This is a genomic window from Thermosipho melanesiensis BI429 (genome assembly GCF_000016905.1).
GTDB classification, from domain to species: domain Bacteria; phylum Thermotogota; class Thermotogae; order Thermotogales; family Fervidobacteriaceae; genus Thermosipho; species Thermosipho melanesiensis.
Genome location: NC_009616.1, coordinates 1192984 through 1219471 on the forward strand (window position 1 = coordinate 1192984; position 26488 = coordinate 1219471).

The following is a 26488-nucleotide window of genomic DNA, read 5'->3' on the forward strand; positions in this document are numbered from 1 at the left end:
CATTTTTTTAATTAATCCAGTTTAATTGCTTAAAACAAAAAATCCCCTGAGAAATCAGGGGATTACTCAAAAAATGTATTTAAAATTTTATTTTCTATTACCCTACTTTCATCAAAATCATCTAGTTGTATATACCACTTCATTGCTTCAATTGCAGCTTTTAAAGGTATCATTCCTATAATTTCAGAATTTATTACAGGTACACCATATCTTTGTGCTTCTCTTTTTATTGCTTCAAATACTCTAAAGATAGGTGATTTTTTGTAATTTGTTAAGTTCATGGACACTTGGACAATTCCTTTTTCTTTTAATTCTACTCCCATTGCTTTTACATATCTAAATCCACCGCTGATATGTCTTACAGCCTTTGCAATTTTATCCGCAATTTCTATATTGTCAGTACCAAGATTTACGTTAAATGCTATGAGATATTCTCTTGCGCCTACTGCAACAACGCCTGCACTTGGGTGTACTTCAGAAGGTCCATAATCTGGTTTCCACTTTGGATCTTTTATTTTTTCAAAAAAGCCTTCAAACTCTCCTTTTCTTATTTTTGATAAATTTTCTCTTTCTGGTGATGTAGCAGATTTTTCATACAAATAAACGGGAATATTTAACTCGTTTCCAATTCTTTCCCCCAATCTTTTGGATATTTCAATACATTCTTCCATCTTTGTATTCATCACTGGAATAAATGGTATAACATCTGTTGCTCCCATTCTCGGATGTTCACCTTTATGCGTTCTAAGGTCAATTAATTCTGTTGCAACTTTTACCATATCAAATAGTGCGTTTTCAATTTCATTCGGTTCACCTATTAATGTTACAACAGATCTGTTGTGATCGTGGTCCATAGACCAATCAAGAATTTTGACTTTTTCGTATTTTTGGGCTGCTTCAATTATTTTTATTACCTTTTCTTCATCTCTTCCTTCACTAAAATTTGGTACACTTTCGACTAATTTCATATTCCCCCTCCTATTTCAGATATAATGTTTTGTAGAGTTTCAAGTATTGAAGGTTTTGAGAATATGTAACTGTCCTTTTCAAAAATTTTTGGATTGTTTCCTGTGAAATTTCTAACACAACCTCCTGCCTCGGTTACAATTATATATGCTGCTGCAATATCCCAGGGATTAGCCTTTGTTGTTATGAAAAAGTCAAATTTGTTTGCTGCAACATAACATGCAGATATTGCGGCACTCCCTATAATCCTTATTCTTTGCACATTATTTTCCACTTTTTCTATAAATTTTCCCGTAAAATTTTTTGTAAAGCCTAAGCTTCCAACAGCAAAATTAAGATTATTTATATCATTTACCTTTAACCTCGAGTGGTTTAAATAAGCACCTTCGTCTTTAATGCCAACAAATAGCTCTTCTGTGAATGGATTATACACAGTTCCGAAGACGGGTTTTTTGTCTTCGTAATATGCAATTGATATACAAAAACTTGGGAGGCCGTGTATATAGTTAATTGTTCCATCGATAGGGTCTATAATCCAAAGATTTTTGGAATTTTTTTCCATATCTTCTTCAGCCAAAAAACCGTCATTTGGAAAGTGACTTTGAATTTTATTTATTATTAACTCTTGAGAATTTTTATCTTGGGCAGTAACAAGATCTTGAAAATTTTCTTTTTTTTCTATGTTAGAAGCTCTTCCCCAAAATTGCATAAGATAAAAACCTACGTGTTTTGATATCTCAATAGCAACATCTAATCTATTCATTTTTATCATCTCCTAAAAGATAATCGAATATTTTTCTTGCAAATGGTGCTGCCATTTCAGAACCACTTCCTCCATTTTCAAAAAGTACTACAACAGAGTATTCTGGAGAATCAAAAGGTCCAAAACCTACAAACCATGAATGAGATTTTTTTCCTTTTCCTACTTCCGCTGTGCCAGTTTTTCCTGCAATTTTGTATGGAGCATCCTTAAAGCTAATATATGCCGTGCCTCTATCTTTTATTGTTCCACCATAAGTAGTAACTTCTAAAAGACCTTCTTTAATAGTATTCCAAATATTTTCTGGTATATTGAGTTTAGTATATTCTTTTTTTGTTTTAACAATATGTGGTATAGGTGTTGTACCGTTATTTGCTATTGTTGTGTAAAAGTTTAATAACTGTAATGGTGTAAGTAATATATATCCTTGACCTATTCCAGTTAAGATAGTATCTCCTGGATACCATGTTGTTTTTTGAACTTTTTGTTTCCAATTTCTTGATGGAAAAATGCCTTCGGTTTCTTCAATATCTATACCAGTTTTTTGATTTATTCTAAACATATCAGCTACACTTTTAATTTTATCAATTCCCATTTTTAATGCAATATTGTAAAAGTATACATTACAGGAAACACGGAGAGCTTTAACAAGATCCGTTTCACCATGGCCACTTAAAAGCCAATCGTTGAATATTGCGAGAGTTTTTCCGGAGCTTGATTTGTATTCAAATTTTCCTGTACAGTTAACGGTTGAGGGTGTACTTTCGCTTAAAAGGTAGGCAATAGCAATGAGTGGTTTTATTGATGAGCCTGGTGAATATAGGCCCATGGTTGTTCTATTCAATAGAGGTTTTTTTGGATCCTCTATTATTTTTCGCCACGTATATGGGTCTATATTGTAAAATTCTTCGTCTATACTGGGATATGAAACAAGTGACAGTATTTCTCCTGTTTTCGTGTTTTCAACTATTACAGCGGCGGGTATACTAATTTCTTTTAATTGTGAGTAGATGTATTTTTGTAAGTTAAAGTCAATTGAAGTGTGTAAATTCTCTCCATTTTCTGGTTTTCTTTGGATAATCCTTTGTTGTATTTTACCGCTAGGGGTTGATAACACAAGTTCGCTACCCAATTTTCCTTCTAATATATCGTTGTATGCTTTTTCAAGACCAAAACTTCCCTTCCCCTGAGTTAGATAACCAACTATGTGAAGTACCTCAGGAAGATACCTTCTAATCTCTTTGTATTGTATGTAATAACCTAGATTTTCTATACTGTATATTTGATAATCTTCTAGTTTTACTTCACCTGATTTTATAAACTCATTCATTTGATCTTCGGTTAATATATTTTTTAATTTTTCAATTTCTATATTATTTGTATAAACGAGATATGGATATTTTTCACTCCATGCAAGTTTGACGCCGTTTCTGTCATATATAGTTCCCCTTAAGCCTTTTGTCAGTAGAGTACGAGTTAAAAGGGAATCTAAAAATTCCTTGTGCTTTTCTGAGTCAAATATTTGAATTTTTACGAGAAAAAATAAAAGTATTGAAAACATGAGAATGAATACGAAAAACGTCGTTTTATACCTCATACTTTTCCCAGATATCTAATGTTTTTTTTAGTCTTTTTAGCGTTTTTTCCTTTCCAAGTACCTCTATTGATTCAAATAGTCCTGGGGTTACGAGTTTTCCTAATAGAGCTCCTCTTATTGTTTGAAAAACCTTTTTGGTGGCTAAATTCATATCTTCAACTATTTTTCTAAGTGTATTTTCGATAGAGCTTATTTCATAGTTTTCAAGCTTTTCAAAGGATTCTATAGCTTTTCTTAAGATATCACCTGTTTCTTTCTTTTTTAAGAATTTTTTTATGTAGTTTTCTTCGTAATTGTATTCTTCGGTAAAAAAAGAAAATGATATTTCAAATAATTGTGAAAGTGTATTTACTTTTTCCCTACATATGATGATTACGTCTTTTGTGTATTCTAAAGTTTCATCAATGTTTAGGTTATAGTTTTTAAGTTTTAGAAATTCTTTGAATTTTATAATGAGTTCTTCAATATCTAGGTTTCTCATATGTTGACCATTTAACCACTCTAGCTTTTTGTAATCAAATACCACAGATTTATTCGAAATATTGCGATAATCAAATGTGTGGATTTTTTTCTTAACATTAAATATTTCTTCATCTACATGCCATCCAAGTATAGCAAGGTAATTTAACAGTGCGTTGTTTAATATACCACTTTCCTTAAAGAAATCTACAGAAGTTCCTCCATGTCTTTTGCTAAGTGGTGTTTTATCATTACCAAGAATAAGTGGTATGTGCATAAACGTTGGATTTTTCCAACCTAATGCATTGTATATCATTATTTGTTTGGGTGTATTTGAAAGGTGGTCTTCACCTCTAAAAACATGGGAAATTTTCATAAAATGATCGTCAACAACTACTGCAAAGTTATATGTAGGAAAACCGTTTGATTTGATGATTATAAAATCGTTAAAAAATTTGTTTTCAAATGACATCTCGCCTTTTAGTAGATCGTGAAAGTTTGTCTTATCTTCTTTTACAACTTTAAATTTAACGACAATTGATTTATCTTTAAATTTCTTCGGATATTCAAATGATCTGTGTATTTCATTTTCGCCATCATATACAGCGTAATATGCAAGTTTTTCATTAATTAATTTTTGAGCAATGTCTTGATATATATGAAGTCTTTCACTTTGTCTATATGGTCCAACCCCCCCCCCTATATCAGGACCTTCATCCCAATTAAGTCCTAACCATTCAAGAGCTGATAAGATTTTGGTTTCATATTCTTTTGTAGAACGTTCTGTATCTGTATCTTCAATACGAATAATAAATTTTCCGTTGTGTTTTTTCGCGTATAACCAATTGAAAAGCGCAGTTCTTGCTCCGCCTACATGCAAAAGTCCTGTTGGACTTGGTGCAAATCTCAATCTAATCAAAATGCTCATCCTCCCAGTATATCTTTTATTATTTTAAAATCTAATTTTATGTTAAAAATAAAATCTTTTTCTAGTTTTCTTTTTAAAAGAAATCCCGTTGCATCCTTTGTAAGGGGTATTGGTGTACAAAAACAGAGAAAATTTTTATCAAAAGATATTGTATAAAAGGGAAACATTTGTGCTATTTTCCAAGATAGCATATAATTGTTTGAAAAGATGATGTATTTTTTGTTTTCCAGTGTTCTTAGTTTTTTTACATTTATATCCTTTACTATTGTAATTCTCTTTGAAAGTTTAATATGTTCCTTATAGATTAACGAACAGTTTTTTGTCTTTAATCTTTTTTTGATTAATTTAAACTCATTTTCATTAACATTACTTGAGATAATGAAAAACACTTCATCTGTTTTTTGTTTTTTCAGTGAGGTTAAGATATTCTTTAAATTTTTTGGATTCTTTAAAAAAACAATTGAAAAATTTATTGTTTCTTTCTTTTTGAAAAATATCATAACTCACCACTAATTATTGCTGTAATCAATTCAAAAGGCACCAATTCAAAGATATCGCTCTTTATTTCAGAGTCTATAAATTTCGTCTTATCGGCTATTACAAAAAAAGGCTTTTTGTGATATTTCGCTAAAATTGCTAGAGTTTTTGTACCAACTTTATTTATTACACCTATTTCGGAAACAGCATCAGCCCCGGTTATTACGTAATCACATTCCCTGATGTGTTTTTCTATTTTAAAGTCGTCTACTAATGTAACCGTGTGTTTGGAGGTTTTTAGATTATTATAAAGTAATTTTCCTTCACCACCAGGGTTTGAGATGGGGATTATTATTTCCAAATTTTTTTGATGTGTTTTAAAGAAAATTTCTAAAGTTTTACTGTTGCTTATAGTTACAACCTTTGCGTCAAAGTTTAAAAATTTTCGAGCGTATTTTATAGTGTTTTCAAAAGATGTTCTCAAAATTCTTCTTATATTTTTAGCACCATATCCTTCATCAATCATGTGTTTTATCCATTTTAGAATGCTCATTTCTTGTTTTTGCTGTAGTAATTTTTCTAAGATTTTAATATTTTTACTTTTTTCAATTTCATCTAGTAGCCAGAAACCAATTTCAACAGAACCGCTGTGTTTTAATATATCATCCATTTAAAAACTCCTTTCTTAGAGCCATTCTTGAAGCACTAGAAAGGTCAAAGTTATCAAACAAAAACTTATCGGATATTATTTTTTCAATGTTTAATTTGTTATTACCATACGCGTAAAACCAGCTCTCATATTTTTTTGGATAATAAACCTTTTTAATATTTAATCTTGTAATTATTTTTTTGGCGACATTTGTCTTTACCATATCTCCAAATGATGGGTGATGGGGACCTGCTACTATATTTTTTAACGATTGTTTAGGAACAAAATATCCTAACCTAATTGCTTTTGCATTATTAGCGTATATCAAAAGTAACATTTCTGATGTTATATCTACCGCTTCTTCTAAAGTAAGTGGTTTATATTGATTATTTAAGTAAAGTTTTTCAAGTTTGGTATTTTTAAAAACCAAAGTAGGGTGAATTCTAAAGATGTTTACATTTAAATTTATCAATTCATTTAGCGTTTTTAGAGATTTTTCTTTTGTATCTTTTGGAAGTCCAACCATTAAATGTGCAGATATTTCAAAGTTGAACTTTTGTAAAAGTAATATAGCATTTATGTTGTCTTTTTTGGTGTGTCCTCTATTCGAAGCACTTAGAATATCGTCAAACATACTTTGTATCCCTATTTCAATTGTTTTAACGTTGTATTTTTTTAAAATGTGCAAGTTTTCTTCCGTTATTTCATCAGGTCTTGTGGAAATTCTAATTGGTAGATTTAAAAATTTCACACTTTCCAAAATTTCTATTTGTTTTTTTATTGAAAGTCCGGTAAATGTTCCACCGTAGAATGCTATTTCATTTTTAATTGGATATTTATCAATAATTTTTAATATATCTGATTTTGTTGGCATTTTTTCACCAGTCATAGAGTATTGGTTGCAAAAAATACATCGATTTTTGCAACCAGCATTGGGTAAAAAGATTGGTATTATCATTTTAGTAGATTTTTTACCACCTTACTAACAAGGGCTCCATCTGCTTTTCCCTTTAATTTTGCCATAGCTTCTTTCATGATTTTTCCAAAATTTTTTTCTTGTAAGTTATTTATTATTTCTTCAACTATAACTTTTATTTCATCTTCACTGAGCATTTTTGGAGCATACTCTTTAAGGATGTTAAGTTCAAGTTCTTCTTCCTTTGCAAGTTCTTCTCTTCCTGCATGTCTGTATGCATCTATTGATTCTTGCCTTTTTTTAATTTCCTTTAGAATAATTTTTCCTATTTCTTCATCTGTAGCTTCTCCTTTTTTCTCAACTTCAAAGTTTTTTATTGCGGAGTTTAAAAGTCTGATAACTCTTAATTTTATTTGGTTTTTTTCTTTCATTGCAATTTTTAAATCATTTAATAGTTTTTCTTTTAGCATTTTTTCACTCCTTTCCGAATGTGAAAAATAAATTTTTTGCTGCTTCTTTATTTGATTCTTTATTATATCCTCCTTCTTGTACAAATATAATTGGAATATCAAGTTTTTTTAACATTACTCCAATATGTTTGTAGTCTTCATCTTGCAGATTAAAATGTCCCATGGGATCATTTATATGGGTATCAAATCCCAGTGATACAATAAGTTTATATGGTGAAACTTTTTCAATTATTTCAAGTGCCATTTCAAAAACAACTTTGTATTCCCGCCAATTTGTTCCACCATCTAATGGAAAGTTAAAATTTGTTCCTTTACCATCTCCACTACCAGTTTCTTCTCTAAAACCGGAAATCCACGGGAAGAACTTTTCTGGAGTCCCATGGATTGAAATATATACTATGTTTGGATCATAATAAAAAATTTCTTGAGTACCATTTCCGTGGTGAAAATCAATGTCAAGTATACAAATCCTTTTTTGATAAATACTCTGGAGATATTTTGCAATTATCGCTGCGTTGTTAAAAAAACAATATCCACCTGCAAAATCTTTAGATGCATGGTGCCCAGGTGGTCTTGTTAAAATATAAACGTATTTTTCATCTAAGTTTGCGCCAGTGATGGATGCATAATATGCATTTAATGCAGCTTTATATGTAACTGGTGTAACAGGAGTTCCAGAATCTAAAATTCTATCCTTTAGAAAAACTTCTGGTAGATATTCGTTATTTGTAGAGCTTGATATTTTTTTAACGTGTTCAACGTACCATTTGGGATGAATGTTGTGTATATAATTTATAGGATATTCTTTAGCTGGTATTGTCTCAAATGTTTTCGATACAAAGTTCTTTATACTTTCTAATCTTGATGGTATTTCTGGATTTTTAACAATTTTCCCATTGTCAATTTCAAGTGTTGGGATGTAAAAATCGTTAAGTTGTAAGACAACTTTCATCTTATTCCTCCAAACGAGAAATTTTGCTTATTCTTCTTTCATGCCTTCCTCCTTCGAATGTGGCATTTAAAAATGCGTCTAATATCCAAGTAGCAAGTTCAAAACCAATAAGTCTGCCGGGTAACACCAAAATATTTGCATTATTGTGTTTTCTTGCAAGGCTTGCCATTTCTGGTATTGTACAAAGTGCAGCTCTTATACCCTTAATCTTATTTGCTGCTATGGACATACCTATACCTGTTCCGCAGATTAATATACCAAATTCTACTTCTTTGTTTTTAACAGATGTTCCAACCTTTTCCGCAAAATCAGGATAATCCACACTTTCCTTATTATCTGTACCAAAATCCAATACATCTATATCTTTATCCATGAGGTATTTTTTTATTTTTTCCTTCAATTCAAATCCTGCATGATCACTTCCAATTGCTATTTTCAATGTAATCCCTCCTTTAGTGTTTTAAAAACTTTATTGCTTCATCTATGGAGCCTTTAAGATTTAAAGCTTTGTCGAGACTGGTCATCCTAAAAAGATTTTGAACGTTGTTATTTAAATTTACAAGAACTATTTCTCCACCATTTATCTTAAAACTTTTATGGAGACTTACCAATATGCCAAGTCCCGAGCTGTCTATATAACTCATATTTGAAAAGTCTAAGATACAATTTTTTTCTCCTTTGTTTAAAATATTATCAAGTACAAATTTTTTAAAGTTCTGAGCATTTGATATATCAATTTCCCCTGTTATTTGAACTATTGGGATGCCATCTTTTCTTTCGATGTTAAACATAATTTCACCCCCTATTCATAAAATCGTATTATTCCCACTAATTTACCAATAACCTTTATATCTTTTGCATCACAAACTATCGGGTTCATGTCTTTGTTTTCTGGTACAAGTTCTACTTTATCTTTTTTGTGATAAAATCTCTTAAGTGTTACTTTATTGTCAAATACAACAGCTGCTATCTGACCATTTGGAATTCTGTATTGTTTTTTTAATATTACATAATCTCCATTGATAATATGCGCATCAATCATACTATTTCCCTCAACCTTTAGTGCAAAGTAATTTCCAAAGCCCGATATCATTCTTACGGGAATTTCTATTTCTTCGTCAACTATTTCGAACATTTCAATTCCCATACCTGCGGAAATTTTCCCTTTTACAGGAATTAATATACTTTCTTGTCTTTTGACAAGTGAGATTGATCTGGAGTTTTTAGGATTTCTTGTAATGTATCCTTTTTTCTCTAATGCAATTACGTGTATATGAGCACCTCTAGGTGTAAGTTTGAAATGCTTTGCAATATCTCTAATAGAGGGTGAATATCCGTTTTGTTGTATGTAGTTTTTAATGAAGTCCAATACCTTTTGTTGCTTTTCAGTAAGTTTTTTCATATATCAAACACCACCTTTAATTTTAGCTTATTTTTATCTCTTTCAAGTTTTAGATTGTGATACGTTAAAGCCTTAAAACCTGTGCCATCCAAATGTTCAAAAGAGCAGAATTTTACAACGTAATCTTTGTCTAGTTCCACGGGGAAGTACCCAAGCTCAATTGATGCTATCCAATCGTTAACCGTATCAAAAATGGCATCTTCATTTTCTCTAATCTTGTATTTATGAAACTTAGGATTTTTGCAATTAATGCTTGGTAAATAATTTTCTTTTAATATGTTTAAGATATCGTTTAAAATTTCTAAAAAAGAATTGGCTTCGATTTCATATGCCACATCAGCGGTATGGTTTATTTCTCTATACATCTTCTTCTCCACTAATTATGGCAATATCAGCTATTTTATCACCTTCAGACAGGTTCAATAATTTGACACCTTTTGTTACTCTTCCCAATGCTCTTAAGCCACTTATATTTATCTTAATTGACATGCCGTGTTTTGTGAATATCATTATATCTTCATTACCAAGAACGTAACTAACGCTTACTACATAACCAGTTTTTGATACATCAGATATATTTTTTATTCCAAGACCTGCTCTTTTTTGTATTCTATATTGCGAAGTTTCTGTTAGTTTTCCATATCCCAGACTTGTAACGGTTAAAATGTAATTTTCATCATTTGAAAGTAGTGCTGAACTTACAACTTTGTCATCTTTTGAAAGTTTTATGCCAGTGACTCCCATTGCAGAGCGCCCCATTGTTCTAACCTCAGAGATGGGGAATCTTATACTCATTCCATTTTTGGTTGCTATTAATATAGTCTGTTTTTCATTTTCTATTTTTTGAACGGAAACTAAACTATCATTTCCATCAAAATTTATCGCACGAAGCCCGCGTGCATTAATATTTTCAAAGTCTTTGAGAGAAGTTCTTTTTACTTTTCCAAATTTTGTCACAAAGAATAATTCTCCAACAAAATTGTCCACAGATAGCATTGTTAGTATTTTTTCATCTTTATCTATATTTATATATTTTGATATGTGTTTCCCTTTACTAGTTCTTGAATTTTCTTCTATTTGATAATTGTTTAGTAAATATACCTTCCCTTTTGATGTAAAGAATAAGGTTTTTCCATGGAGATGAGTATATATTATCTCCATAATTGCATCGTCGTTCATCAACGAAGAACCTGTTACCCCTTTTCCACCTCTTTTTTGCGTCCTAAAGGTTGATAAACTCATCATTTTTAAATAACCTTTCTTCGTTAATGATATAACCACTTCTTTATCGGGAATTAATTCTAATTCATTGAATTTTATTTCTCTTTCTTCGTGGTCGAGTATTTCACTTTTTCTACTGTCTCCGTATTGTGCTTTAATGTACGTTAATTCTTCTATTATTTTTTCGTATACTTTTTCATCTTTTCCTATGAGTTCTTTTTCTATTTTCATCTTTTTAACTAGTTCGTTGTAGTCTTCAATTAGTTTTGAAATTTCAAGCTTTGTTAATCTTCCCAATCGCAAATCCACAATGGCTTTTGCTTGTGTTTCGGTAAAATCAAACATTTCCATAAGTTCTTTTATAGCGCTGTTTTGATCTTCGCTATTTCTAATAACGGATATTATTGTATCAATGGATCTGGAAGCTTTGATTAATCCCTCTAAGATGTGGGCTTTCTTTGAATATTGTTTGTAGAAGAATTGTGCTCTTTTTCTTACTACTTCAAAACGATGTTCAACAAAAGCCCACATCAATTCTTTTAAATTCATTAGTACAGGTCTTTTATCTTTGTCAATTACCAAAAGTTGCGCATGGAAAGAGCTTTGTAATTGGGTGTGTTTATATAAATTATTTATAATGATATCTTCATTTACGTTATTTGGTATTTCAATTACTATTCTTAATCCTTCTTTATCTGATTCATCTCTAATATCCTTTATTTGTAATGAGGAATTTTCCGCATATTCAACTATTTTTTTAATTAAATCTGCCTTACTAACGTTGTAAGGAATCTCCGTAATGACAATTTTTTTCTTTTTTTTGTCTTCTTCAACGTGTAATTTTCCCCTTATTGTGAAGCTGCCTTTTCCCGTGGTATACATTTCACGGATCCCGGCTCTTCCAATTATTTCTCCGCCCGTTGGAAAGTCAGGTCCTGGGATAAATTCAATAAGTTCTTCTATTGAAATTTGTGGGTTTTTAATAAGTGCTAAAAATCCATCGACTAACTCCGAAATGTTGTGAGGAGGAATATTAGTTGTCATACCTACTGCTATTCCTGTTGAGCCATTTGCAAGTAAATTTGGAAATTTTGATGGAAGTACAATGGGTTCTTTGAGGCTTCCATCAAAATTGTCCATCATATTAATCGTTTCTTTGTCTATATCTTCTAATAATTCTTCGGAAATTTTTGAAAGTCGCGCTTCTGTGTACCTCATTGCAGCTGGTGGATCTTTATCAACTGATCCAAAGTTACCTTGCCCTTCTACCAGTGTATATCTAATAGACCAATCTTGTGCAAGTCTTACAAGCGTATCGTAGATTGCTGCATCACCATGTGGGTGATATTTACCCATTACTTCACCGACAATACGTGCTGACTTTTTGAAAGGTTTGTTATGGGTTACTCCAAGTTCGTACATACTGTACAATATTCTTCTTTGTACAGGTTTTAGACCATCTCTAACATCAGGTATGGCCCTTCCAATGATAACGCTCATGGAGTAACTTAGATATGATTGTTTTAATTCTTCTTCAATAGGCCTATTTATTTCCATTAAATTCCCTCCAGTTATGAAATTTTAGCGCCTGGTTCTATATCTTTATCTACTGTTAATATCGAAAGTTTGTCGTTAATTTTCGCGGCAAGTAACATTCCTTGCGATTCTATTCCCATTAATTTTGCGGGTTTTAGATTGTATACAACTACAATTTTTTTGCCTATGAGTTCTTCTGGTGAATAAAATTTTGCAATTCCAGCAACTATTTGGCGTTTGCCAAGTTTGCCTAAATCGACTATTAATTTCAAAAGTTTTTCAGATTTTTCAATTTTTTGTGCTTCTATTATTTTAGCTGTTCTAAGGTCAAGTTTTTTAAAGTCGTCTATTGAAATAAGTACACCATGTTCTTCTTTTTTTTCTTCCTTTTTTACAGCTATCTTTTCAAACTTTTTTAAATCTATTTTGTTAAACAAAGGTTTTCCGTGAACAGCTTTAGTAGTTGGTTTTATTGTATTCCATTCGTTTAGTATTTTTTGGAAATTTCTTTCTTGACCAAGTCTGTTGAATACCTCTTCAGAAGAGTACGGCATAAATGGTATTAATAAAGTTGCAACCTTTAAGAAAGCTTCAAGGGTATTGTATAAAACTGTTGATAGTCTTCCTTTGTTACCTTCTTTTGCTAATACCCATGGTTTGTTTTCATCAAAGTACTTGTTAATATACCTTATATATTCCCAAATGGTTTCGAGTGCATTTGTTAGTTTATAACTTTCCATGTATTCTAGGTATTTTTCTTTTACTTCAAAATACTCTTTGATTAACTTTTCGTCAATTTCCTGAATGTTATTTGGTTCTGGAATTATCGAATCAAAGTTTTTTACAACCATAGCTATGGTTCTATGTAGTAAATTACCATAATCGTTTGCAAGATCCGAATTTAACCTATGGACTAGGTTTTCTTCGGAGAAATCTCCATCTTTTCCAAAAACTATGTCTCTTGCAAGATAATATCTTACTACATCATTGCCATACTTTTTAACAAATTCTCTAGGATCAATGGCGTTACCTAAGGATTTACTTATCTTTTGTCCATTGACGGTAAGCCATCCATGAGCAAATATTTTTTTAGGTAAAGGTAACCCCACGGACATTAACATAGCAGGCCAGATAAGACTGTGAAATCTATTTATTTCTTTTCCAATTAAATGTAAATCAGCAGGCCACCACTTTTCGAATTTTTCTTGGTCAGAGCCATAACCAATCGCCGATATGTAGTTTATTAATGCATCAACCCATACATATATGACGTGATTGGGATCGTTTGGCATTGGAATTCCCCAGTCAAATGTTGTTCTGGTGATTGAAAGATCTTTTAAACCACTTTCGAGTATTTTCAACATTTCATTTCTTCTAAAATCTGGTTCCACAAAATCGGGATTTTCTTTAAAATGTTTTAATAATGGTTCTGTGTATTTTGAAAGTCTAAAAAAATAATTTTCCTCTTCAACAAAATTTAGTTCCCTTCCACAAGTGGGACAGATATGTTTTCCTTCTATTTGTTCTGTTTCATCTTCATTCCAATATGTTTCACAAGGAATACAATACCATCCTTTGTATATTCCTTTGTAAATATCTCCGTTTTCAAGCATCTTTGAGACAAAAAGTTGAACGGTTTTCATATGCTTAGGATCTGTTGTTCTTATAAAATAATCGTTTGTTATTTTGAGATCCTTCCAAAGTTGTGAGAATTTTTCTGAAAGTTCATCACAGAGCTGTTTTGGCTCAATTTCCCTTTTTTTGGCAGCTTGCATTATTTTTTGACCATGTTCATCAGTACCTGTTAAATAAAAGACGTCATATCCTATGAGCCTTTTGTATCTTGCTATTATATCCCCAATAATAGTTGTGTATGCGCTTCCAATGTGAGGTTCCGAATTAACATAGTATATAGGGGTTGTCAAATAAAATTTTTTCACTATTACACCTCCGGAAATGTTTTTATTCCTTTTTAAAATTATACCATATAAATAAAAATTATGTCTTTGTAGAACAAATGTATAGTATTAATTTTCGGTTAAAATCTCTTCCGGATAATGTTAATTATCGATTACAAAAAAAGTGTTTTGTTAATATTTGATTTTTAAGATTAAAATATGATAAAATTATGTTACCATATTCCAAGGGGAGGGGTTATTATGAAGAAATTTCTGATTATTTTTGTTTTGATGCTTGTTGCTCTTTCTTTTGCAAGTAGTGTTATTGTTGTTGGAACTACCGATAAGATAAGGACACTTGACCCGGCAAATTGTTATGATTATTTTTCCAGTAATATTTTGCAAAATGTGTTAGCCGGACCTGTGGATTACGAAATTGGAACTGCTAATATAAAACCATGGTTGTTTGAAAAGTGGGAAGTATCAAGTGATGGATTAGTTTACACTTTTCACATAAGAAAAAATGCGTTTTTTGAAGATGGAACGCAGATTGATGCCAATGTTTTTAAATTTTCATTTGATCGTGTTATGAGGTTAAACGGGGATCCAGCGTTTTTATTGTCGGATGTGGTAGAAAAAACGGAAGTAGTTGATAAGTTCACATTTAGGGTGTATTTAAAAAACAAATTTTCCGCGTTTGTATCCGTTTTAGGGTATACAGTGGCATTTCCTGTAAATCCAAAAGTTGCGCCTAAAGATAGATTCTTAGATTCAGCACCTTCTGCGTCTGGACCGTATAGAATTAGTGAATGGATTAGGGACGTAAGGATTGTTTTGGAAGAAAATCCAAAGTATTTTGGTCCAAAGCCAAAGACAAAAAAGATAATCATTCAATTTTACGAAAATTCCCAACAGTTGAGACTTGCGTTGGAAACAGGAGAGGTAGATATAGCATACAGGCATCTTGATCCAAGAGACATATTGGATTTACAAAATGTTCCAGGTATAAAGGTTTATTTAGGTGCAAGTCCGCAAATAAGATATCTTGTTTTGAATGTAAAGCAAAAACCGTTTGATAATCCATTGGTTAGACAAGCAATTGCACTTGCTGTAGATAGAAATGCAATTGTGAAGGATATTTTTGTAGATCTTGCAAAACCGTTATACTCAATGATACCAGCAGGAATGTGGAGCCATGAAGATGTATTTCCAATGAGGGATTTACAAGCTGCTAAAAAAATTTTAAAGGTTGCAGGTTATAATGAAGATAATCCTTTAATAATAGATTTGTGGTATACTCCTTCGCATTACGGTACAACTGAAGCTGATGTGGCACAAGTTTTGAAGAGCTCCCTTGAAGAAACTGGAATAATAAAGGTGAATATAAAATATGCGGAGTGGTCAACGTATGTTGAATATTTTTTGAACGGTACTATGGGATTATTCCTGCTAGGATGGTATCCAGATTATCTTGATCCGGATGATTATTTGTGGCCATTCTTGAGTATAAGTGGTGCAAAATCACTTGGAAGTTTTTATGAAAACAAAATAGTTGAAGACCTTATGATTGCAGGTAGAGCGGCAACTAACCAAAAAGCCCGTGAGGAAATTTATAAACTAGTTCAAAATTATCATGCAGCTGATATGCCTTATATTCCTCTTTGGCAAGGGTCTGCCGATTGTGAAACCCACGATTACATCAAAGGTATAGTATTAGAGCCTACTCAAATATTTAGATATTACTTGTTAGAGAGAAAGTAAATATTACCGCCCATCTTGGGCGGTTTTTTAAAAGGGGGTAAAAAAGGTGTCGTTAAAAAGTTATATAATCACACGAGTTATCCTTGCTGTACCTATGATTTTTATACTGTTAGTTATGATCTTTTTTATTTTACGAATAATCCCAGGCGATCCAGTTTTAGCAATATTAGGTGGAAAAGCCCCATTAGAAGTGATTGAAGCAAAGAGGCATGAACTTGGGTTGGATAAACCTGTTATTGTTCAGTTTTTTGATTATATAGGAGCTGTTTTTAAAGGGGATTTAGGTGTTTCAACATTAACCAATAGACCAGTGTGGAATGAAATAAAGGATAGGTTTCCAGCAACATTGGAATTAACAATATTTTCCTTTTTAATTGCTTTAATTATAGGTGTTTTTTACGGAGCAGAAGCTGCTTGGAGAAAAGACAAAGCGTTGGATATTTCGGCAAGAGTTTATTCCATTTTACTTTATGCTATACCTGTTTTTTGGCTTGGGTTGATGTTTCAGCTTTTATTTGGTGTTTATTTAAGGTGGTTTCCAGTAGGTGGAAGGCTTTCTCCAAGGGTATCTTTGGATATTAAAACAGGACTTTTGTTATTGGATAGTATTATAACTTGGAATTGGGAAGCGTTTTTAGATGTGCTTGAGCATTTATTTTTACCTGGTTTAACTTTAGGGCTTGTGATTTCAAGTATATTTTTGCGTATGGTAAGAAACAATACGGTATTAATGTTGTCTAAAGATTTTGTAAAAGCTGCTAAAGCAAGAGGATTAAAACCCAAAGTTGTGTTGTATGGGCATGCAGTGAAGAATGCGTTTGTTCCCATTTTTACAATAATGGGAATGCAATTTGCTCTTCTTTTAGCTGGAGCGGTATTGACTGAAACAACGTTTTCCTGGCCTGGTATAGGAAGTTATTTAGTATTGAAGATAAAGTATAGAGATTTTCCTGCTATACAGGGAACTATTGTGTTTTTTGCAATGTTTGTTGTAATAATAAGTATTTTAATAGATATAGTAAACGCACTTGTTGATCCAAGAGTTAGATATTGAGGGGTGGTATTGTGAGGAAAAAATTTTTAAGTGAACGATTAGGTGAAATAATAAGTGATTTATTTAAAACGGGAACGGGGTTATTAACATTTATCGGCGCGATAATATTAATTTTTTACGTTATTTTAGCGGTTTTTGCCCCACAAATAGCATCACATAACCCTATAGAGAGAGTGGGAAGAACATTAACTCCTCCAAATGAACAATTTATCTTTGGTACAGATAATTTAGGAAGGGATATTTTTAGTAGAGTAATTTATGGTGCAAGAATAGCGTTAACCATTGCATTTATTGCTGTTTTAATCGCGGCAGGTGTGGGAATTCCTCTGGGGTTAATATCTGGATATGTGGGTGGAGCATTTGACAGGGTTGTAACTTTAATTATGGATGCAATATATTCTTTTCCAGGATTGATTCTTGCAATTGCAATTGCAGCAGTTTTGGGACCTGGGGTTATTAATATTTCCGTTTCAATTGCCGTAGTATATACACCAACATATTTTAGGGTTATTAGAAACCAAGTAAGTTCCATAAAAAGTGAGCTTTACGTTGAGGCAGCAAGGGCACTGGGAGCAAAAAATTATGAGATTCTTTTAAAATATATTTTTCCTAATGTGTTACCTTCTATTGTGGTAGTGCTTTCAATGAATCTTGCTGATGCCATTATGACAGAAGCTGGATTGTCGTTTTTAGGTTTGGGTATTGCCCCTCCAACACCAGATTGGGGATTTGATTTGAGTAATGGTCAAAGATTTGTTTTAAGTAGAGCTTGGTGGGGATTACTTTATCCAGGGCTTGCAATTGTAACAGTTGTTTTGGGTTTTTCAATGTTTAGTGAAGGATTAAACGAGTTATTAAATCCTACAATTCGTGAAAGAAGGTGATTACATGACAATCTTTGAAGCAAAAAATTTGAAGGTTTACTATAAAACCAAAAGAGGGTATGTAAAAGCTGTGGATAATATAAATTTTTCAATAGAAAAGGGTCAGGTAGTTGGACTTGTTGGTGAATCTGGTTGTGGAAAATCTACTTTTGGTCAAGGGATTTTAAAGATATTACCGCCTTCTACGTTTTATGATGGTTATATGAGTATTGAAGGGAAAAATTTAGTAAAAATGAGTGAAAAAGAAATAAGGGTAATAAGAGGTAAGAAGATAGGGATGATATTTCAAGATCCAATGACCTCATTAAATCCTATTATGAAAATTGAAAAAATATTTTACGAAGCACTAAAAACACATGAACCAGAAATAACGTTGGATGAGGCAAGGGAGAGAACGGCAAAAGTCTTGGAAAAAGTAGGGATTGAACCTGAACGAATGAAAGAATATTCATTTCAGTTTAGTGGTGGAATGAGGCAGAGGGCGATGATTGCGCTTTCGTTAGTTTTAAATCCGACATTGGTGATTGCTGATGAACCTACTACCTCATTAGATGTAATCGTTCAAGCTCAAATTATGGAATTACTAGGTGAATTAAGAAAAGAATATGATATGTCAATGATTTTGATTACACATGATTTGGGAGTTGTTGCAGAAACAGCAGATAAGATTTGTGTTATGTATGCTGGGCATATTGTTGAGGAAGCCAAAAGTGAAGATTTGTATTATTCACCAAAACATCCATATACGAAACTTTTATTAAAAAGCATTCCTAATACGAATATTGATGATTTAAGTTTAAAATATATTCCCGGCTCACCGCCTGATTTATTAAATCCACCAAAAGGTTGTAGATTTGCCGAAAGGTGCCCATTTAAAAAAAGAATTTGTGAGTTAAAGGAACCTGAGGTAGTGGAAGTTAATGAAACAAAGGTAAAGTGTTGGTTGTACAGTGAGGTGAAAGTATGATTGTTGTGAAAGATTTAGTCAAGCATTTCCCTATAAAGAGGACAATAGGAGAAATATTAACTAGAGTTCCACAGCGTTTTGTAAAAGCTGTTGATGGTGTAAGTTTTGAGATAAAAAAAGGAGAAACTTTTGGACTTGTTGGTGAATCTGGGAGTGGGAAAACAACTACAGGTAGATTGCTTTTAAGGCTTATTGAACCAACTTCTGGTGAAATTATTTTTGAAAATGTAGATATTACTAAGTTGAAAAAAGAGGAACTTAGAAAATTTCGAAAAAACTTTCAGATAATTTTTCAAGATCCAATGGCTGCTTTGAATCCGTATATGAAAATAGGAGAGGCTATAAAACATGGTCTTGAAATACACAATATAGGTAGTGGAAGACAAGAAAGAAAAAAACTTGTTATGCAGATGCTTGAAAGGGTAAATCTTTCACCTCCTGAAGAATTTTATTATAGGTATCCTCATGAGCTTTCAGGAGGTCAAAGGCAAAGAATAGTTATTGCAAGAGCCTTGGTTTTGAGACCAAAATTTGTAGTAGCAGATGAGGCTATTGCAATGTTGGATGTATCTGTAAGATCGCAGTTATTGCAACTATTAATTGAATTAAAACGGGATTTTGATTTAACCTTTTTGTTTATTACCCATGATCTTGCAACTACAAAATACATATGTAATAAAATTGGTGTTATGTATTTAGGAAAACTTGTTGAAATTGGAGGATTTAAAGATATTTATCTTGAACCTTTACATCCGTACACAAAGGCCTTGATTTCTGCTGTTCCTGAACCTGATCCCAAAAAAAAGAAGAAAAAGATAATTCCAAAAGGTGAGGTGCCAAACCCCATAAATCCGCCGAGTGGTTGTAGATTCCATCCAAGATGTCCATTTGCTAAAGATATTTGTAAAGTGGAAGAACCAAAGTTGATTGACTATAATGGAAGAAAGGTTGCATGCCATCTATATAAATAACCCCCAAAGTTGGGGGTTATATATTCCAAATTTCTTCAAATGTATGAGGAGTTTCACAGTATTTACAGACCAGTTCTCCGTTTTCGTTTTTTACAAAGAATGCTTCTGCATTTTCTCTGTGTTTTGGATTGGTTATACAGTTTTCATTTTTACATTTTAATTCGGCGAACCCGTATATATATGGCGGTAATGATATCCTATATTTTTCAACTACTCTGGAATTTTTGATAATATTTACCGTTGTATTTGGGGATATAGCAGAGAGTTTTTTAATTTCTTTTTTTGATAAATATCTATCAGGTAAACTTATGTATCCTTTGAAGTTTCCGTCATTCGATTTAAAAATTCCATCAGCACTATCCAAGTCATACAATTTCAGAATTTTTCTTATCTTTACTATTGTTTCAAATATTTGTTCTTTGGTTTTTCCTTTTGCTATGTGATCAATAACTGTACCAGATTCAATGGGTTTGATACCTCTTTTTCCTTCCTTTAGTATTCCCTTTGTTCCATCAACAATAGGAGCAGGAGTTATAAATTCTTCATCTGGGATTTCAGGTTGTGTCCGTGTGTCAAATTCTGCCTCTAATGCACCACCTAACATAGATAGTAACACGGTTCTAGTCCAATAACCATTAATGGCTTGGGTTTCCCAACCGTTTAGAGGAAGGTTATCTAAAAATGTTGGAATTGTCGGATATATTTTGTGTCTTGGTAATGGATGATAAAATTTGACATTTTCAGGAAGTTTTTCTAAAAAATCTTTTCTAAAAGTAACACTTTTTCTCAGTAGATGTTCTTTTTCTAATATGTCTTCTCCCATTCTTTCTAGTTGGAGTCTTGTAAAGTACCAAATTGGTGCTATGTTTTTTTCTTTAAGATAGTTTTCAATAGAATCGAATATCCTAACTTCATACCCATTCTTTTTCATCTTTTCTACATAATGCTTTGGCATTGCAAGCTCTTCTGGAGCAATTAAATCTACTAAAACGTTTTTAAAGATTTTTAAACCGTTAACTTTTGAATGTACAGTTCTTCCATGAAGAAGGTCACCAACTAAAGCTATGTGGATATATGAATTATCAAAGTTCATTTGTTCTAAAAATGTAAATTCATCGAGAAGTTCTTGGGTTGGATGCTCATGTTTACCATCACCTGCGTTTATAAATGCGGGTTTTTCAATACCGTGTCTTTTTGCAAAATCTGAAACCTTTTCGTCTAAATATTTACAAGTACCTTCTAATCTAGTTCTAACAATAAATATGGAGTAGTCATTGTATCCCGTCAACATATTGAATGTATCCACATAACTTTCTTTTTTGTTGAAAGAAGAGTGTTCGGAATCAAATATGTTTACTTTTGCGTTTTTATGGAATTTTGCGGCGTTGATAAAAGACTCTTTTGTCCTTGTGCTAGGTTCTACAAAAATAATGTAAATTCCAACGTCTTTTTTGATTTGAAACATACTGTAGTCTTTTTTTTCTTTCCATAAGGATTTTAAAATTTTTGTTTTTTCGTACAAAAAAAGCTGTTCTTCTACTGAAAAATCGTTAATAACTGTAAGACTCCTACCTAAAAAATTCATTTCCCCCCACCTCCTGATAATTATTTAAAAAAAAGAGCCCAAATGGGCTCTTAAGCAATATTTTCCTCTTCTTCCAAAACGGAAATAAAAGCTTTAACAACTTTTGGATCGAATTGCTTTCCGGAGTTATTAATAATCTCCTGTAGGGAAGATTCATAAGTTAATGCATCTCTATATGCCCTTTTACTTGTCATTGCATCCCAACTATCTGCAACACTTATTATTCTTGAAATCATTGGTATCATTTCTCCTTTTAACCCCCCAGGATAGCCAGAACCATTCCATTTTTCGTGGTGGTGATAAACATATGTTGCAATGTTTTTAAGTGTTTCTGATGTAGATAAAAATTCAAAACCATATATTGGATGTTTTTTAATGATTTCGTATTCTTCGCTTGTTAATTTTCCTTCCTTGTTTAATATGTTTGTGGGAACTGCTATCTTTCCAATATCGTGTACTAATCCTGTCCAGTATGCATCGGAAACTTCTTGAGGTGAAAGCCTTAATTTTTTTGCAATTTTTTGTGAAAGCTCAGCTACACGTAAAGAGTGTCCCTTTGTGTATCTATCATAATATTCTAGTATCTTTATCATGGATAACATAAGGTCAATTTGGAACTTTCCATGTTTTTTGATCAAATTTTTGATTAATTCGGAAGAAGAAATTAATGTTGATATTATTTCTATTTTTTCTTCTTTTGCTTTTGAAAGCTTGGTTTTTGAATGTAATATTAATCTAACGCCAAAGCTTTCATCTATTGTAAAATCCTTTATAAGATAGTCTTTATAAAAAAATATTTTATCACTTATTTCTATTTTTTTTCCAAAGGAAGAAATTTCATGATATTCACGCCCTCTTTTTATTAAAAAAGCTCCCGAATCTATTTCTGAAAATTCCTTTGAAATATACGATAAGGCCCTAACTGAAAAATCATTGTTTTCGTTAGTAAGCTGGCTTGTAAAATCATATACTATGTCTTTTAAATTTACCTTTTTGTATTTCTTGGAATTTAAAAATAGTATTGTGATTATTATTGAGTATATTGATAAAAAAAATACTAAAACTCCCAAGATTTCTCCCCCTTACTACTAAAATTGTACTTTTAAAAAAATATTTTACAATGCAAACAAATAAAACATTTGGGAACAAATTAATCAAAGTTTTATTACAAAATAATTAAGATAATTGTTTCAACTTCGAATAATTTGAAATAAAAATGTTTTTTTGCTAATTCAATCAAAAAAACAATAAAAAATATAAAAAATTTGATAAAGTCTAAAATTAGATATATAATAATATTGGACGTGATAAGGAGGAATGGTATGGAAAATTATGCAAAAATTTTAAAAACTCATGGAATTAGACCTACTATACATAGAGTTCAAATTTTGAAGTTTATTGTTGAGAGTAAATCTCATCCATCGGCAGATGAGATTTATGAAAAGCTAAAGGATAAGATACACGCTATTTCAAGATCTACTGTATATAACACAGTTAGTTTGTTGAAAGAAAAAGGAGTTATAGAGGAAGTTGTAACCCCTTCTTCGATAAGGTATGATTACAGTCTAGTGCCTCATAACCATTTTTATTGTATTAAATGCAAAAAGGTTTATGATATATACGGGGCACTTGGTGCGTTGCCGAAAATAACCGAAGTAGATGGACATTTAGTAAAAAATATTCAATATTGTTTGTACGGAATTTGTAAAAATTGTTTAAATGGAGGTGAGTAGCATGGGTTTACCACTTATTGGTGAGAAGGTTCCAGAATTTGAGGCAGTTACAACGAAAGGAGTAATTAAATTTCCAGATGATTTTAAAGGAAAATGGGTAGTGTTGTTTAGTCATCCTGCAGATTTTACTCCCGTTTGTACAACTGAGTTTTATGCATTTCAAAAAAGGTATGATGAATTTCAAGAGTTGAACACAGAGCTTGTAGGGTTAAGTATTGATCAGGTTTTTTCACATATTAAATGGGTTGAATGGATTAAAGAGAAACTTGGATTAGAGATAAAATTTCCGGTTATTGCAGATGATAGGGGAAAGATAGCAGAAATGTTGGGAATGATTCATCCTGCAAAGGGAACAAATACTGTAAGAGCAGTGTTTATAATTGATCCTAAAGGAATTTTAAGAGCGATATTGTATTATCCTCAAGAACTTGGAAGAAATATGGATGAGATTTTGAGAATGGTTAGAGGACTTCAAACAGTAGATGAAAATGGAGTAGCTTTACCTGCAAATTGGCCAAATAATGAGTTGGTTAAAGATGAGGCGATTGTTCCACCTGCAAATAATGTTAAAGATGCAGAAAAGAGACTAAAAGAATACGAATGTTATGATTGGTGGTTCTGTCATAAAAAATTAAAATGATTTGTGATAAGGTAAATTGTGGAGGTGATTGATATGAAAAGATATGTATGTACGGTATGTGGATATATATACGATCCAGAAGTTGGAGATCCTGATAATGGTATAGAACCAGGGACGCCGTTTGAAAAATTACCTGAGGATTGGGTATGTCCAGTTTGTGGAGTAGGAAAAGATCAATTTGAGGAGGAGTAAAATGGTACGTAAAATAAGTGAAGGTGTATATTTTGTGGGAGTAATAGATTGGGATAGGGAGTTATTTGATGAGTTGATTCCTCTTCCAAATGGTACGACGTATAACGCATATATAATAAAAGGAGAAAAAGTGGCATTAATCGATACTGTAGATCCGGATAAAGAAGAAGAATTTTACAGAAATCTAAAAAAGTTAAATATTGAAAAAATCGATTATGTTATATCCAACCATGCTGAGCAAGATCATTCTGGATTAATAAAGGAAGTAGTGGAGAAATTTGGTGCAAAAGTTGTTACAAATAGAAAATGTGCAGAACTATTAAAGGATCATTTGCATATAGAAGAAAATGATGTGATAGAAATCTCAGAAGGTGACGAATTGGATTTAGGCGGGAAAACGTTAAAGTTTTACATGGCACCTTGGGTACATTGGCCAGAGACAATGGTTACCTACTTGAAAGAGGATAAAATACTTTTTAGTTGTGATTTTTTTGGGTCACATTATGCAACAAGTGAGATAGTAAAAGAGGTAAAAGACGTATTAAATGAAGCAAAAAGATATTATGCTGAAATAATGATGCCTTTTAGAAAACAGGTTATGAAAAATATAGAAAAAGTAGAAACCTTGGAAATAGAAAAAATAGCACCAAGTCATGGTCCTATATACAAAGATCCCGAAAATATAATAAGAGCATATAAAAAATGGGCGGGAGATGAAGTAGAAAAAGAAGTTGTAGTTTTGTATGTATCGATGCATGGAAGTGTGAAAAAGATGATAGAATATGTTGTAGATGGATTAATGAATAAAGGTATAAAGGTAAAATTGCATAATGTTACAAAAAGTGATATAGGTCAGATAGCAATAGATTTGGTTGAAGCTTCAACGGTGGTGGTGGGTGTACCAATGGTTTTGGCAGGCCTACATCCAAAAATAGCCGAAGTTGTTTATTTGATGAACGCACTTAGGCCAAAGACAAAGTATATAGGTATTGTAGGTTCATACGGTTGGGGTGGAAGATTTATAGAGGAATTAAAAGGAATGTTAAAAAACGTAAAAGCCGATATACTTGGAGAAGTTGTAGTAAAAGGTCTTATTAAAGAAAAAGAGTATGTAAAGTTAGATGAACTTATAGAAAATATATCTAAAGTTAATTAAAAGGGGGAAGGTAAAATGTTAAATGAGAAAATGATAGAGGCTTTAAATAATCAAGTAAATGAAGAATTTTATTCGGCATATTTGTACCTTTCAATGGCAGCACATTTTGAGAATATCGGATTAAAAGGGTTTGCAAACTGGATGAGGATTCAGGCGATGGAAGAAAAAGATCATGCAATGAAAATCTTTGATTATCTTGCAAGGCAAGGTGCGAAAATAAAGTTGTTTGGAATTAAGGAACCTCCATCTGAGTTTGGAAGTATAAAGGAGATTTTTGAGGAAGTTTTAAAACATGAACAATATATTACATCAAAAATAAATGAATTAGTTGATTTGGCAGAATCTTTAAAAGATAGACCCACGTTTAATTTCTTACAATGGTATGTTGACGAACAAGTGGAAGAAGAAGAAAATGCAAATGATATATTAAGCCAATTAAAGTTGATAGGAGATAATAAAAATGCTCTATTTATGCTTGATAAAGAACTATCGCAAAGAACATATGCACCTTTAAGTGGAGAGTGATGGGTGTGAAAAAAGAGAAGGTTCTTGAGGTTTTGAAGAGCGAAGGAAAACCAATGAGAACGAGTGATATTGCAAAAAAATTGGGAGTTGATACTAAAGTTGTTAGTAAGCTTATTAGTGAGTTAAAAAAGGAAGGAAAAGTTGAAAGTCCAAAAAGGTGTTATTATGCGCCAAAGGGGGAATAAATATGACAAGAAGAGGGCAAGTATATAAGTGTGAAAAATGTGGAAATATTGTTGAAGTGTTGCATGAAGGACCTGGAACATTAGTATGTTGTGGAGAGCCTATGAAATTATTAGAAGAAAAGACAGCAGATTCATCTCAAGAAAAACATGTTCCATTTATTGAAGAAATAGAGAATGGTTATAGAATAAGAGTAGGAGCAAATGCAATGCATCCAATGGAAGAAAAGCATTACATTGAATGGATAGAGTTGACAGTAGACGGAGCGGTGTACAAAAAGTTTTTAAACCCAGGGGAAAAACCTGAAGCTGTTTTTGAAGTAAAGAAAGGAACTAAAGTTTCGGCAAGGGAATATTGTAATATACATGGACTTTGGAAAAAATAGAATAAGGTAATTTTTGAGAATCCCCTACCAATTGGTAGGGGATTCGTTTTATATAGTAATCAAGCACTGTGTATCTTAGTTAATTTATGGCTTTGAATAATAATTTTTTACGACACATTTTTTTAATGGAATAATATTGAATATAAATTATGGAAAATTGCTAGTTTATTAAGATAGAAAGATTTGTAAAATAATAGTATTGACAAATTATCAATATTAAT

At 31.9% G+C, this 26488-nt stretch carries 29 protein-coding genes; 12 read left to right on the forward strand and 17 right to left on the reverse strand.

Annotated elements, in window-relative coordinates:
- Positions 1-62: 62 nt before the first annotated feature.
- The 15 genes from ftcD to metG are packed head-to-tail and all read right to left on the reverse strand — an operon-like array spanning position 63 to position 14273.
- Positions 63-968, reverse strand: a complete 906-nt coding sequence (gene ftcD / locus TMEL_RS06070) for a glutamate formimidoyltransferase (protein WP_012057386.1) — start codon at positions 966-968, stop codon at positions 63-65.
- Positions 965-1729: an inositol monophosphatase family protein gene (locus TMEL_RS06075; protein WP_012057387.1), complete on the reverse strand. Its 765-nt coding sequence runs from the start codon at positions 1727-1729 to the stop codon at positions 965-967. Before TMEL_RS06075 ends, ftcD begins: the two co-directional genes overlap by 4 nt.
- Complete coding sequence (locus TMEL_RS06080) at positions 1722-3323, reverse strand: penicillin-binding transpeptidase domain-containing protein (protein ID WP_012057388.1); 1602 nt, start codon at positions 3321-3323, stop codon at positions 1722-1724. Before TMEL_RS06080 ends, TMEL_RS06075 begins: the two co-directional genes overlap by 8 nt.
- On the reverse strand, positions 3313-4701 hold the full coding sequence (gltX, locus tag TMEL_RS06085) for a glutamate--tRNA ligase (protein WP_012057389.1): 1389 nt from the start codon (positions 4699-4701) through the stop codon (positions 3313-3315). Before gltX ends, TMEL_RS06080 begins: the two co-directional genes overlap by 11 nt.
- A gap of 5 nt (positions 4702-4706) precedes the next feature.
- Positions 4707-5210 (reverse strand): hypothetical protein, encoded by a 504-nt coding sequence (locus TMEL_RS06090; protein ID WP_012057390.1) that lies wholly within the window; start codon positions 5208-5210, stop codon positions 4707-4709.
- Positions 5207-5857 carry an IF-2B domain-containing protein gene (locus TMEL_RS06095; protein WP_012057391.1) on the reverse strand — a complete coding sequence of 217 codons (651 nt, stop codon included), beginning with the start codon at positions 5855-5857 and terminating at the stop codon, positions 5207-5209. Before TMEL_RS06095 ends, TMEL_RS06090 begins: the two co-directional genes overlap by 4 nt.
- A complete protein-coding gene (locus tag TMEL_RS06100) occupies positions 5850-6794 on the reverse strand; it encodes an elongator complex protein 3 (RefSeq protein WP_012057392.1) in 945 nt (314 codons plus the stop codon). Before TMEL_RS06100 ends, TMEL_RS06095 begins: the two co-directional genes overlap by 8 nt.
- Positions 6791-7222 (reverse strand): GatB/YqeY domain-containing protein, encoded by a 432-nt coding sequence (locus tag TMEL_RS06105; RefSeq protein WP_012057393.1) that lies wholly within the window; start codon positions 7220-7222, stop codon positions 6791-6793. Before TMEL_RS06105 ends, TMEL_RS06100 begins: the two co-directional genes overlap by 4 nt.
- A gap of 4 nt (positions 7223-7226) precedes the next feature.
- Positions 7227-8174, reverse strand: a complete 948-nt coding sequence (locus TMEL_RS06110) for a histone deacetylase family protein (RefSeq protein ID WP_012057394.1) — start codon at positions 8172-8174, stop codon at positions 7227-7229.
- Between the two features lies 1 nt (position 8175).
- The gene (gene rpiB, locus TMEL_RS06115) at positions 8176-8613 is read right to left on the reverse strand and encodes a ribose 5-phosphate isomerase B (protein ID WP_012057395.1); all 438 of its coding nucleotides are present in this window, start codon (positions 8611-8613) and stop codon (positions 8176-8178) included.
- 13 nt (positions 8614-8626) lie between these two features.
- A complete protein-coding gene (locus TMEL_RS06120; RefSeq protein WP_012057396.1) occupies positions 8627-8965 on the reverse strand; it encodes an STAS domain-containing protein in 339 nt (112 codons plus the stop codon).
- Positions 8966-8976: 11 nt separating this feature from the next.
- A complete protein-coding gene (gene lexA, locus TMEL_RS06125) occupies positions 8977-9576 on the reverse strand; it encodes a transcriptional repressor LexA (protein WP_012057397.1) in 600 nt (199 codons plus the stop codon).
- Positions 9573-9953: an archease gene (locus TMEL_RS06130; protein ID WP_238375202.1), complete on the reverse strand. Its 381-nt coding sequence runs from the start codon at positions 9951-9953 to the stop codon at positions 9573-9575. The genes lexA and TMEL_RS06130 overlap by 4 nt, the downstream gene beginning before the upstream one ends.
- Positions 9934-12354 (reverse strand): DNA gyrase subunit A, encoded by a 2421-nt coding sequence (gyrA, locus tag TMEL_RS06135; protein WP_012057399.1) that lies wholly within the window; start codon positions 12352-12354, stop codon positions 9934-9936. Before gyrA ends, TMEL_RS06130 begins: the two co-directional genes overlap by 20 nt.
- A gap of 14 nt (positions 12355-12368) precedes the next feature.
- Positions 12369-14273, reverse strand: a complete 1905-nt coding sequence (gene metG / locus TMEL_RS06140; protein ID WP_012057400.1) for a methionine--tRNA ligase — start codon at positions 14271-14273, stop codon at positions 12369-12371.
- Between the two features lie 219 nt (positions 14274-14492).
- On the opposite strand from metG, the gene TMEL_RS06145 reads away from it, so the two are divergent.
- From TMEL_RS06145 to TMEL_RS06165, 5 genes are read left to right on the forward strand one after another with little or no spacing between them, the layout of a single operon-like run.
- Entirely contained in the window at positions 14493-15992 is a 1500-nt protein-coding gene (locus TMEL_RS06145; protein ID WP_012057401.1) for an ABC transporter substrate-binding protein, read from the forward strand.
- Between the two features lie 46 nt (positions 15993-16038).
- On the forward strand, positions 16039-17046 hold the full coding sequence (locus TMEL_RS06150) for an ABC transporter permease (RefSeq protein WP_012057402.1): 1008 nt from the start codon (positions 16039-16041) through the stop codon (positions 17044-17046).
- Between the two features lie 11 nt (positions 17047-17057).
- Complete coding sequence (locus tag TMEL_RS06155; RefSeq protein WP_012057403.1) at positions 17058-17930, forward strand: ABC transporter permease; 873 nt, start codon at positions 17058-17060, stop codon at positions 17928-17930.
- Positions 17931-17934: 4 nt separating this feature from the next.
- Positions 17935-18897: an ABC transporter ATP-binding protein gene (locus tag TMEL_RS06160; protein WP_012057404.1), complete on the forward strand. Its 963-nt coding sequence runs from the start codon at positions 17935-17937 to the stop codon at positions 18895-18897.
- Positions 18894-19868 (forward strand): ABC transporter ATP-binding protein, encoded by a 975-nt coding sequence (locus TMEL_RS06165; RefSeq protein ID WP_012057405.1) that lies wholly within the window; start codon positions 18894-18896, stop codon positions 19866-19868. The genes TMEL_RS06160 and TMEL_RS06165 overlap by 4 nt, the downstream gene beginning before the upstream one ends.
- Positions 19869-19884: 16 nt before the next feature.
- Here the strand turns inward: TMEL_RS06165 and TMEL_RS06170 are convergent, their stop codons facing one another.
- Positions 19885-21453: a bifunctional aspartate carbamoyltransferase catalytic subunit/aspartate carbamoyltransferase regulatory subunit gene (locus tag TMEL_RS06170; protein WP_012057406.1), complete on the reverse strand. Its 1569-nt coding sequence runs from the start codon at positions 21451-21453 to the stop codon at positions 19885-19887.
- 50 nt (positions 21454-21503) lie between these two features.
- Entirely contained in the window at positions 21504-22523 is a 1020-nt protein-coding gene (locus TMEL_RS06175) for an HD-GYP domain-containing protein (RefSeq protein WP_012057407.1), read from the reverse strand.
- Positions 22524-22775: 252 nt separating this feature from the next.
- Between TMEL_RS06175 and TMEL_RS06180 the strand changes: the two genes are divergently transcribed.
- From TMEL_RS06180 to TMEL_RS06205, 7 genes are read left to right on the forward strand one after another with little or no spacing between them, the layout of a single operon-like run.
- Entirely contained in the window at positions 22776-23186 is a 411-nt protein-coding gene (locus TMEL_RS06180) for a Fur family transcriptional regulator (RefSeq protein WP_012057408.1), read from the forward strand.
- A 1-nt stretch (position 23187) separates the two neighbouring features.
- Positions 23188-23826, forward strand: a complete 639-nt coding sequence (locus tag TMEL_RS06185) for a peroxiredoxin (protein ID WP_012057409.1) — start codon at positions 23188-23190, stop codon at positions 23824-23826.
- Between the two features lie 33 nt (positions 23827-23859).
- Positions 23860-24018 carry a rubredoxin gene (gene rd, locus TMEL_RS10075; RefSeq protein ID WP_012057410.1) on the forward strand — a complete coding sequence of 53 codons (159 nt, stop codon included), beginning with the start codon at positions 23860-23862 and terminating at the stop codon, positions 24016-24018.
- 1 nt (position 24019) lies between these two features.
- Positions 24020-25174: an FprA family A-type flavoprotein gene (locus TMEL_RS06190; RefSeq protein WP_012057411.1), complete on the forward strand. Its 1155-nt coding sequence runs from the start codon at positions 24020-24022 to the stop codon at positions 25172-25174.
- Positions 25175-25189: 15 nt separating this feature from the next.
- Positions 25190-25699 carry a ferritin gene (locus TMEL_RS06195; protein ID WP_012057412.1) on the forward strand — a complete coding sequence of 170 codons (510 nt, stop codon included), beginning with the start codon at positions 25190-25192 and terminating at the stop codon, positions 25697-25699.
- Positions 25699-25884, forward strand: coding sequence for an HTH domain-containing protein (locus TMEL_RS06200; RefSeq protein ID WP_012057413.1), 186 nt, complete (start codon positions 25699-25701; stop codon positions 25882-25884). The genes TMEL_RS06195 and TMEL_RS06200 overlap by 1 nt, the downstream gene beginning before the upstream one ends.
- A 2-nt stretch (positions 25885-25886) precedes the next feature.
- Positions 25887-26267 (forward strand): desulfoferrodoxin, encoded by a 381-nt coding sequence (locus TMEL_RS06205; RefSeq protein ID WP_012057414.1) that lies wholly within the window; start codon positions 25887-25889, stop codon positions 26265-26267.
- Positions 26268-26488: the final 221 nt, after the last annotated feature.